Annotated in this window: 10 protein-coding genes; 6 read left to right on the forward strand and 4 right to left on the reverse strand. The window is 60.6% G+C overall.

Features of this window, described 5'->3' with window-relative positions; all coding sequences use genetic code 11:
• Window positions 1-482: NAD(P)-dependent oxidoreductase (locus ACTHL0_RS03495; RefSeq protein WP_440565198.1), on the reverse strand; the 482-nt coding region annotated here is incomplete at its 3' end.
• 273 nt (window positions 483-755) lie between these two features.
• On the opposite strand from ACTHL0_RS03495, the gene ACTHL0_RS03500 reads away from it, so the two are divergent.
• Complete coding sequence (locus tag ACTHL0_RS03500) at window positions 756-1,910, forward strand: porin (RefSeq protein WP_440565199.1); 1,155 nt, start codon at window positions 756-758, stop codon at window positions 1,908-1,910.
• Window positions 1,911-2,060: 150 nt separating this feature from the next.
• On the opposite strand, the gene ACTHL0_RS03505 is transcribed toward ACTHL0_RS03500, so the two are convergent.
• Window positions 2,061-3,125 (reverse strand): LacI family DNA-binding transcriptional regulator, encoded by a 1,065-nt coding sequence (locus ACTHL0_RS03505; protein ID WP_440565200.1) that lies wholly within the window; start codon window positions 3,123-3,125, stop codon window positions 2,061-2,063.
• 561 nt (window positions 3,126-3,686) lie between these two features.
• On the opposite strand from ACTHL0_RS03505, the gene ACTHL0_RS03510 reads away from it, so the two are divergent.
• The 5 genes from ACTHL0_RS03510 to ACTHL0_RS03530 all read left to right on the forward strand — a co-directional run bounded on the left by ACTHL0_RS03510 (window position 3,687) and on the right by ACTHL0_RS03530 (window position 7,760).
• Window positions 3,687-4,952, forward strand: coding sequence for an MFS transporter (locus ACTHL0_RS03510; protein ID WP_440565201.1), 1,266 nt, complete (start codon window positions 3,687-3,689; stop codon window positions 4,950-4,952).
• An 81-nt stretch (window positions 4,953-5,033) separates the two neighbouring features.
• A complete protein-coding gene (locus ACTHL0_RS03515; RefSeq protein ID WP_440565202.1) occupies window positions 5,034-5,933 on the forward strand; it encodes a fumarylacetoacetate hydrolase family protein in 900 nt (299 codons plus the stop codon).
• Window positions 5,934-5,960: 27 nt separating this feature from the next.
• Window positions 5,961-6,572 (forward strand): cytochrome b, encoded by a 612-nt coding sequence (locus tag ACTHL0_RS03520; protein WP_440565203.1) that lies wholly within the window; start codon window positions 5,961-5,963, stop codon window positions 6,570-6,572.
• A 13-nt stretch (window positions 6,573-6,585) separates the two neighbouring features.
• Window positions 6,586-7,149 carry a YceI family protein gene (locus ACTHL0_RS03525; RefSeq protein WP_440565204.1) on the forward strand — a complete coding sequence of 188 codons (564 nt, stop codon included), beginning with the start codon at window positions 6,586-6,588 and terminating at the stop codon, window positions 7,147-7,149.
• 29 nt (window positions 7,150-7,178) lie between these two features.
• Window positions 7,179-7,760 carry a YceI family protein gene (locus ACTHL0_RS03530; RefSeq protein ID WP_440565205.1) on the forward strand — a complete coding sequence of 194 codons (582 nt, stop codon included), beginning with the start codon at window positions 7,179-7,181 and terminating at the stop codon, window positions 7,758-7,760.
• Window positions 7,761-7,938: 178 nt separating this feature from the next.
• Here ACTHL0_RS03530 and ACTHL0_RS03535 read toward each other — a convergent pair whose 3' ends face one another.
• Together ACTHL0_RS03535 and ACTHL0_RS03540 are read right to left on the reverse strand one after the other, a co-directional pair.
• Window positions 7,939-8,613, reverse strand: a complete 675-nt coding sequence (locus tag ACTHL0_RS03535) for a c-type cytochrome (protein ID WP_440565206.1) — start codon at window positions 8,611-8,613, stop codon at window positions 7,939-7,941.
• A 39-nt stretch (window positions 8,614-8,652) separates the two neighbouring features.
• Entirely contained in the window at window positions 8,653-10,035 is a 1,383-nt protein-coding gene (locus tag ACTHL0_RS03540; RefSeq protein ID WP_440565207.1) for a cytochrome C, read from the reverse strand.
• Window positions 10,036-10,475 lie beyond the last annotated feature (440 nt).

The raw sequence follows: 10,475 nt of genomic DNA on the forward strand, positions 1-10,475 counted from the left end.
GCCCGGCCGATGCGGCCATAGCCGATCAGTCCACAGGTGAGCGAGGCCAGGCGGCGCAGCCGGGCATCGGAGGGAATCCATCGTCCGGCGCGTATCTCGCGGTCGAAGAACACGAGGCCGCGCGTCCACGCCAGAGCGAAACCGATCGCATGGTCCGAGACTTCCTCGACGCAATAGTCCGGCACATTCGTGACTAACACGCTTCTTGCCGTGGCCGCATCGACTGCGATGTTATCGAGCCCGACGCCGAGTCTCGCGACAATCTTGAGGTCGGGGGCTGCCTCGATGGCCTGCGCGGATACCGGTGCCCAGCACGTCAGGATGCCCGCGGGACGATGCTCGCGCACGAGCGCTTCAATCTCGGAGGCGGGCGCCGGCGATGCGGGGCCGCTGATCAAGCGCAAGCCGGCGGATTCGATGATGGCACGCTCCACGCTGTCGTCAGGCCAAGCGTAGTCGGTCAGAAAAACGGTGTCGCTCATGAGGGGCTTCGCTCGCAAACTGGGTGAATTTGTTCAAACGTTAGCACGACAATCGACGACTTGCCAAGCAAGCAGTTTCACGGAGATGGCTGCGACTTTCGCACATTCTTACGCAGTGGGCTTGGCCCAGGGCTATCGAAAACCCCAATTTAAGAAGGGCCACTCAGCAAATATGCTGCATCTCAGTGCTAACGTTCGCGCATAAAGAGCAGGAGGGTGGCAGCCGATAGCACGAAGACGACCTCGACAATCCAACAACGCCTGGAGACATGAATGAAGCGGCAAATCGCACTCGCGATCGGAAGCTGTCTGTGCGCAGCGGCTCACGCCCAAAGCTCGGTGACGCTATATGGCCTGATCGACAACGGCATTTCGTATGTAAGTAACCAGCGAGGGCATAGCGCCGTGTTCGCGTCAACCGGCAATATCGTCGGCGATCGCTGGGGCATGATGGGCACCGAAGATCTAGGCGGGGGCCTTAAGGCGATATTCCGGCTCGAGAACGGGTTTACGGGCACGAACGGAACGCTGCAGCAAGGCGGGCGCTTGTTCGGCCGGCAAGCGTGGGTGGGCATGTCGAACCCCTATGGTACCGTCACGCTCGGACGCCAATACGACTCCGTGGTCGACTATCTTGCGCCGCGGAGCCTGGCTCAAAGCTTCGTCGGCGGGCTCGAGTTCATGCATCCGATGGACAACGATAACTTCGGCGATTTTTTCCGGCTCGATAATGCAGTCAAGTTTGCGAGCGCCGATTTCACCGGGCTGAAGTTCGGCGGGCTTTATGCGTTCTCGAACAAGGCCGGCGATTTCTCTGACAATCGGGCATTCAGCGCAGGGGCGACCTACAGCCGAGGCCCGATTACGGTCAGTGCGGCGTACATGCGCATCGACAACCCTGGCGATGGTGCCGCCGGCGCGCTGGACGGCTCGTCCACGTCGGGCGATGCCACGTTTCACGCCGCGATTCAGCAGGTATGGGGCGTTGGGGCAGGCTACACGATCGGCCCGGCCACGCTGGGGTTCGTCTGGAGTCATTCGCACTACGGCAGCACCAGCGCTGTTTATCGCGGCAGCACGCTGGCGCCCCAGTCGACCGGATTGTCCACCGATCTCACGTTCGATAACTACGAAGCGAACATTCGCTATCTGATCAATCCGGCATGGCTTGTCGCCGCATCGTACACCTTCACTGATGGGCGGTATTCGAATGCGGCCGTGAATGCGAAGCCGCGATGGAATCAGTTCAATCTGATGACCGCGTATGCGCTTTCCAAGCGGACCGACCTTTATCTGATGGCCGAGTACCAGACCGTCAGCGGGGCAGGCTCGACGATATTCAACGGCGCGTTCATCGGCAGCAGTGGCGGGCCATCGTCGACGAATCACCAATTCCTGACCAGTGTGGGACTGCGGCACAAGTTCTAGTCGAAGTCGGCGGCCGGTCCGGCGGGACCGCACCGGCTGCTACGACAATCCGATCCTGAAGCTTGCCGAGTGCCGCATTTTCCGCTTCTTATTCGGCACCATCAGATGGTACGAACGGCTGCCGGGCAGTCGATGCCCCAGCCCGAAAAACTAAGCGGTGCTTTTACTCCTGCTAGCGGCGGACGTTCGTTCCCGCGTGACGGTAAGCAGCTCCCGCGTGCTCCCTCTCATGATGAGCGTCGAGGTGGCGATCGACGAGTACGGCGCGCGCGCGGATTCGCCGTGGCGGATCTGATGCACGAACCAGAGGCCGCACGCGGTCGCCAGATCGTGAACGGGAAGCCCGATCGTCGTGAGCCCTGGGCCCCACCAGCTAAAGCCGACTTCATCGCCGAAGCCTACGACGGAGAGCTGATCCGGAACGCTGATGCGCCGCGCCGTCAGTTCTTCGAGAACGCCCTGCGTGATGCGCACGGAGCCTGCGACTACCGCAGTTGGTGCATTGGCCTGCGACAGGAGCGCGCGTATCGCCTCTCGGCCGAACTCGACCGAGCCGGGCGTGCCGAGCCGTACGAGGTCCGGGCCGGCTTTTCCGCTGCGCGGCAGCGGTTCGAGGGCCTTTTGATAGCCGCGCAAGCGTGCCGCGCCCGTGGGTAGATCGTCGGTCCCGCCGATATAGGCGATACGGCGGTGACCCAGTTCTATGAGGTGATTCGTGGCGTCGTATATCGCCTGCGTATCGTCGATTCCGAAGAACTGATCGCCGATCGCCGATTCCCGGCGAATCAGCTGAACGTGTGGCTGCATCTTGAGCAGCCGTACTGCCTCCCTGTGCGGCTTGGCGGACGGAACGATGATGATGCCTGCCACGTTGGCGCTGGCCAGCTCGCGCAGGTGCTGCAACTCGACCATCCGGTCGTCTTCGGTTTCCGACAGCGTCAGCTGGAAGCCCGCGCCTTGCACGCATTTGGACAACGCGTGGGCGATCGTCGCATAAAAGCTGTTGCGGATGTCGGGCAGGACCAAGCCGATCAGATTGCTCGACACGCCCCGCATCATCCGGGCGGCCAAGTTGGCGACGTAGCCCATTTCGTTCGCGACTTCCGTCACTCTCTTTTTCGTAGCGGCGCTGATCCTCGGGTCGTCGGCGAGGGCGCGGCCTACCGTCGATGGGGAAACCTGGAGCCGGGCGGCGATGTCTTTGATGGTGACCATGACGTTCCAATGAAGGCGATTTCGGAGAAACGATAGCACACTGGGCAACTCTGCTGCTATCGATAGCAATATGAGTACAGTCCGCTACCGGGTCACCGGTTCCGGATGACTTCGTGCTAAGGCTCTCGATCGGTGCTTACGTAAGCATTCCACAGATCGATTGATGCCATTTGACATTGCTAACTTAGCCGCATAATATGCGCTAACGTTAGCACTGTGAATGCATTGAAGATGTGCCGTCGGCGCTACGTTACGGCAGGTCTCGCGGAGGAGCGGAAAGTGTTCGCTGATGAAAGAACGTTGCGTTGCGTGGTGGAGAGATGGTTCGGCAGGAGCGGTGCAGAGCTCGTGCAGGTCAGCCGGATGCCGCCTACCAGGCCCAATCGCAATCGCTGCGTGCGGGTTTCGCTTCCCGGGCACGCGCAGGGCGTCACGATTTTTTTCTTCCGACATGACGACGGCAACTGGAGCGTCATTCCACCGGCAGGCTAGCCCTTCGAATGAGTCTCGTCGCAATGCTCGACGAGCAGCACGACAACCCAAATTCCACGGAGACATTTCATGAGCGCACCACACCACGACATCGGCTACGAGCGCAAGACGCTCGTCCTGCTGGGGCTAGGGTTCGGATTGGTCGGCTTCGACCGGTGGCTGATGGCGCCGATGTTCCCGTACATGATGCGCGACCTGCACCTTGGCTATTCGCAACTGGGTAGTCTGATCGGGTGCCTCGGTGTTGCATGGGGCCTCTGGTCGATCGTGATGGGGCCGGTTTCAGATCGTATTGGCCGCAAGAAGATTCTCGTCGCCACCATGATTGGCTTTTCGCTGCTTTCGAGCTTGTCCGGGTTCGCCTCCGGCTTTATGAGCCTCATGTTGCTGCGTACAGCGATGGGGGTGGCCGAAGGGGCCTTCACCCCGGCGAGCCTCGCGGCGAACAGCGAGGCTTCGCGTCCCGCTCGCCGAGGACTCAATCAGGGGCTGCAACTGAGCATGATTCCGCTCGTCGGGCTAGGCTTCGCGCCCATCGCGGCCACTCAGTTGCTGCGAATCGTGCCGTCATGGCATTGGGTTTTCATGATTTCGGCGGTGCCAGGCCTGATCGTATCCTTCCTCATCTGGCGGTCGTTGCGCGAAGCAGACCGTCGCGGTGCGCCGGCCGGGCATGCCGGCGTCGCCAAGGCGAACTGGACGCAGTTGCTACGGACGCGCAACGTATTGGTCGCCACGGCTGCGATTCTCTGCGCGATGGGTGGCATTTTCGTGATCGGTGCCATGGTGCCGACTTATCTCATCGCGGTTCTTCACCTCGACACGCGCAGCATGGGTTTCGTGGCTTCCGCTATCGGCTTCGGTGGGTTCGCCGGTTCCTTCGCCTTGCCGGGGCTTTCCGACCGGGTCGGCCGCCGGCCGACCGCGCTGTTCGGTTTCGCCGCCGCGACATTGCTGTTGTATGCGTTTTCCCGCACGGCGGCCGATCCGAAGATGCTTTTCGCGCTGCTGTTCGGAGTCTCGATGTTCTCGATCGGATTGCTGTCGCTGCTGAGCGGTCCCGTCGCCACGGAAGCCGCCCCGGCCGGTCTCGTCGCCTCAGCCATCGGGTTTGTGTCGGGAGTGGGCGAGACGTTCGGCGGCGGCGTGGCACCCGCGATTGCCGGATATATCGCTGAGCACTTCGGCCTCGCGCGCACGCTCGACTTCGCTTTCTATAGTCTCGTCGCGGGCGCCTGCGCCGTCGTGTTTCTCGTCGAAACGGCACCTCGTCGCCGTGGGATTGCCCAGGGCGACGGCCATACCGTCCCCGCACCGTCCGGCCACGAATTTTGAACGCTCATGTATCCCGTACTGGTCAACGTTTCGATTGCCGCGTGCCGTCCCTTTCCGGCACTGCTTTTTAACGATCGCGTAATGGCGCTTGCACATTGGAGTTCGGAAGGGCTGCGCGGGACAACGTCAATGCGCGAATTGCTCGACGAGTGGTCCGTCAACATCGATCGACTGCATCGCATATGCGAAGCGGAAGAAACACGGGCATTGATCGTCGAATGCGGATTCGAGTGCTCGGCCTTTCGGCTCCATGCGCCGATTGCACCGCGTCAGGTTTATTGCACGATCGGAAACTACCGCTCGCAGGTGCTGCAGGCAGCGCTCGATGCTGACGGCGGCGAGTTCGACGGCGATCGTCGCGACACCGTCCTCGCCGCGATCGAAAAGCGTCGCAGCGAGGAAATGCCGTACATCTGCATGAAGGGAGCCGGTTCAGTATCGGGACCGTTCGATCCGCTCCTCATCGGGGCGACGTCATCGACGCTCGACTGGGAAGTCGAAATTGGTGTCGTGATCGGCAGGGCTGCGTGCAATGTCGACGTCGCGCATGCGCTCGATTATGTCGCGGGGTATTGCGTGGTCAATGACATCACGTTGCGAGCGGGGGTGTTTCGACAGGACTTGCCGACGCTCGGCACGGATTGGCTGCAATCCAAATCGAGGCGTGGTTGGCTACCGGCAGGGCCGTGGCTCGTGCCGCCATGGAATGTCGACGCTCCCGCCGCACTGCGTCCGTGGCTGACGCTCAACGGTGAGCCGATGCAGGAAGGGATGGCGAGCGACATGATTTTCGGTATCGCAGAGCAGATCGCATATTTGTCTTCGCATACCGTTTTGCATCCGGGCGACTTGATCTGCACGGGCACGCCTGCGGGAATCGGCAGTCATTATGGCCGCTATTTGCGTGTTGGCGATGTCGTGGAGGCGGGCGTGCCGGGACTCGGTGCTCAGCGGGTCGTGTGCGTGGGCGTACAGCGCTGATTGGAGGGGCGAAAAACCATGCGTCAAATGACCGTACGTAAGACAAGGGCAGGGCGAGGAGCCTGCACGCACGCGGGCCAGTGTCTTCATTCGAACAACGACGAGCGCGTCGCGTATACGGGCGGTGCGATCGCGCTGCATTGGATCATTGCCGCGCTGATCTCCGGCGGGTTCGCCCTAGGCTGGGCGATGACCCGCATTCCCGGCATCACGCCCGACAAGCTGCGCTTTTACTCCTGGCATAAATGGATCGGCGTGACGGCGCTCGCATTCGCCGTGCTGCGCATCCTCTGGCGGCTGACGCATCGCGCACCGCCGCTCCCCGATAGCATGGGAATCTGGTCGCGCCGCGCGGCGCATGCCGGCCATTTCACCCTTTATGCGCTGATGATCGCGATTCCGGTGTCCGGCTATCTCTACAGTTCGGCCTCCAACATACCGGTCGTCTATCTAGGCATCGTGCCGCTACCGCCGATCATTGCGCCCGACCCGGTACACAAGATCTGGTTCAAGAGCATCCATATCGCGCTCGATTATGGGCTGCTCGCACTCATTATCGGGCACGTCGCTGCCGCCGTCAAACATCACTGGCTCGACGGCGACGGATTGCTCTATCGCATGATGCCTTTCCTCAAGTAACGAAGGATTTTCGATGAAGACATTGCTTTACCGTTGCGTGGCAGCCGCGTTCGCTGCCATGGCGCTTGCAGCCGCACAACACGCGCTTGCCGAAATGAACCTTGCAAAAAGCACGATCACGGCGATTTCGAAGCAAATGAATGTGCCTGTCGAAGGCGTCTTCAAGAAGTTCAGCGCGCGAATTAGCTTCGATCCGGCCAAGCCGTCAGCCGGCAGCGCACAGCTCACCGTGGATGTCGGCAGCTACGACCTGGGTGACGCAAGCTACAACCGCCAAGTGGCGGGTAATGAGTGGTTCGATGCCAAGGCGTATCCGACGGCGACATTTGTCTCGACTGCGATTTCCGCCGTCGGCGGCGATCGATACCGGGTAACGGGGAAGCTCACGATCAAGGGCAAATCCGAGACAGTTACGGTGCCGGTGACACTCACGCAACGCGACAACATGCAGACCTTGGATGGCATGCTGCCGATCAAGCGCTCTGAATTCAACATCGGTACGGGCGAGTGGAAAGAAACCTCGATCGTCGCTGATGAAGTTGCGATCAAATTCCATATCGTCGCGACGAAGTTCTGACGAGCGATCTGAGTCAACCAGGAGGAGACATGAGCAAACGAAACCTATCCATTGCCGCAGGTCTGATTGCCGCATCGATGTCGGCTACCGCCTTCGCTACCACTTATCAACTCGATCCGACGCATACCTATCCGAGCTTTGCTGTCGATCACTTTGGCGGCGTATCGATCTGGCGTGGCAAATTTACGAAATCGAGCGGCACGGTGACGCTCGATCCGGCAACCAGAACAGGTACCGTGGAGGTCACGATCGATCCAGCCTCGATCGATACGGGCAACACACAGCTCGACCACAATTTGCGTGGAAAGGACGGATTCGACATCGAGCAGTTTCCGAGTGCGACCTACAAGGGCACCCGCATCGAGTTCCGCGGAGACAAGCCGGCTGAGGTGGTCGGTACGCTGACGCTGCACGGTGTAACGCGTCCGCTCGCCCTGAAGATCGATTCATTCAAGTGCTTCGTCAACCCCTACTTCAAGCGCGAAGTTTGTGGCATCGAAGCGAGCGCCCAGTTTAATCGGGCCGACTTCGGTATCGATATCGGGCGAAAGTTGGGCTTCGATATGAAAACGAGGTTGCAAATCCAGGCTGAAGGCATCAGGCAGAATTAGCCGTCGGAGGAGCACCAAGGCGCGCGGCGCGTAATTGAGCCGACGAGCGACGCACGCTTGAAGTATTGACGACGGCGCCGGGGTTGCGATTGCATAGCGGCAACGTGTTGAACGGGCGCTATGGCGGCGCGTCGGGCCGAGCGGATCGGCAATCGGAAAAGGGCAGGTCACTCACGCGCTATTCATGCGCGGCGCTTTGATCGCCGCTCGCGACGTTGTCCGAATAAAGCGCCTGCAAGTAGGCCGCGACCGAACGCATGTCTTGCTCGGACATCTTGTCGGAAAACAACTCCATGGGTTCGCCGCGCGGTCGTTGTCCGTGATTTCGAAAGACCATGAGTTGCTTCACGATGTAATCCGCGTGCTGGCTGGCGAGCCGAGGAATTTCCCCGGCGCCCTCGCCGTGCATGCCATGACAGGCGCTGCACGCTGGCACACCTTGGCCAGGCAGACCTCCGGCATAAATCGCTCGTCCCTTGTCGATCAAGAGAGGATCACCAGACTTCGCGGGCGGCGGCGGTTGACTGGAAAAGTAGGAGGCGATCTGTTGGATTTGCGTCTCGCTCAGATGCCTGAACCCCCACATGTACTTTTTCGCATTCGGGTCCGCGCGACGATGCGCCTTGAAGTCCGTGATTTGGGCGACCAGGTAAGCCTGCTGCTGGGCCGCCAACTTGGGAAACATCGGCGAAACCGATACGCCGTTCGCGCTATGACAGTTCGAGCACACTTGCAGCGCGATTGTCCTTCCGGCAACCGCCGGATTATCGATCGATCGTGACCGCCCGAGGTCATGACAACCGGCCTCGCCGAGCAACACGACAAGCAGCATGAGTCGCGACGTTCGCTTCATTTCACTCCTCCAACGGCTAGCGTGCCGCCGCAAAGTGCGTCACCAGTACGCAGCCCAGAGATAGAGGAGCAGCGTGTCGTTATCCCGCGCGTTGCGCCCTTGTCCGTCGTAGTTCGCGCGTGCACCGAGATACTTGGTGAAGTGCGTGTATTGCAGGCCAACGCGGATGTTCTGCACGGGAATCCAGAAGATTTCCGGCATCCAGCCTTGCGTCGCGGGCGAAGCACTCGCGCTGCCCGCATACGCTGTGCTGTCGCGGCTGCCCGTCACGTTGAAGAACGAAAGGCTGGCACCGTAACGTGCTCGATAGATATAGGAGAACTTCAGCCGCAGCGATTTCAGATTGGCTGAGGTGCTGGCACCGAAAGCAAGGTTGTGCGGATCATGGATGTTCTCGCGGATGTACCTGGCCTGCGCGGTCACGGTGTGCGGTTCCAGCAGATACTGATACTGCGCGTCGAAACCGAGATCCCGAAAACGCGTGACGCCTTGCGAGAACATCGGGAACGCATTAGCGTCGTTCGGATAGAGGTTGGCGCTCATGCCAAACGTTCCCAGCATTACGTTGTGCGGCCCCCATTCACGAGTCAACGCGACGCGCCAGTATGGGTTCTGGCCACGTAGGTATATCTGCGGATGGTTGACATCTCCCGGCTTGTTGCCGTGGCTCATGAACGACCAGATGCCGTCGGCCGTGCTGTAGAAGGAGAGCTCCGCGTAGACGGCGCGGTTCCAATAGAGGTAGCCGCCCCAGCCGACCGCTTGCTGAGCCAATGTCCCTTCAAGAAGCGGCAGAAATTGGGGCACCCCGGCACTGCTCGTCGGCGACGAGATATAGGGGTAGCTCCAGGCTGGCGTGCTGTTCCAGACGTCTTGGACCGTCGGGTTATTGTTCAACGTCATGCCGAGAATCAGGTCGTCGCTGTTCTCGATGAGCCTGTCGACATAACGGAAATCCATGTTGTCCGAGTGCCATTGGCCCACCCACCGGCCGTCGCCGCCTTGATGATCGTAGTTTGTATAGGTGTATTGAATGAATGCGCCGATCCGGTCGGTGATCTTCCCGGCGAAGAAGATGCTGGCAGCATCGAATATCGGCAGGCTGTCCTTCGGTGAAATCACATTGCCGCCGGCGTCGTGGTTGTGCCTCGTGCTGCTCAAATCTAACAGGCCCATGATAGCAACCGGCACAGTACGTTCGCCCATCGTGTAGCCGTTGAGCTTGAACATTCGTCCATAGGGCGTCAGCTCCGGAAACTGCCCGCCCGCATGGCATGCCACGCAGCTTTGCCCGGTTTGCCGCGCGAATATCGGCAGTGCCCATGCCGCGAGGGACTGACACAAGCCAAACGTCGCGGCCCCCCATATCAAGGCATAGCGAAGCAGCCGGCGCGACTGGCCGACGATGGCAACTCGTGACATGCTCTTGCTCCCGCCGCATGCGCAGCGTGCGGCTACGTGTTGCATCCAACAGGCACATGCGTGCCGGTCTCGCCGCTCAATGCGAGACATAAGGGACATGAGCGAGGCTCTCGATTCGCGCGATGGGATACGCGCGTCTTCCGCTCGCAATGCGCCGGCGGATTTGCGAGCCACGTGCGAATTTAAACGAGGGCGATGAGCGATTTATTCCGAGCGGCGAGGAGGGGCGGGACGACCGGGTCGGGCGCGGAACGCGATGTCAGAGCGCCCGATCAAATTTGGGGTGGCAGATGCTCAGGCGGAAAACGCACTGGACAGGGCTCCCCGAGACACGCCCGTCCGGTTTGGCCTAAAAGGGGCGATTACCGCGAATGAGCCACCGGCACTAGGACCAGGCTTTCAATCCCGCCGACACTGTCTCCGCGAGCCGAAGCGCCGGG

The organism is Trinickia sp. (assembly GCF_051961175.1).
Taxonomy (GTDB): Bacteria; Pseudomonadota; Gammaproteobacteria; order Burkholderiales; family Burkholderiaceae; genus Trinickia.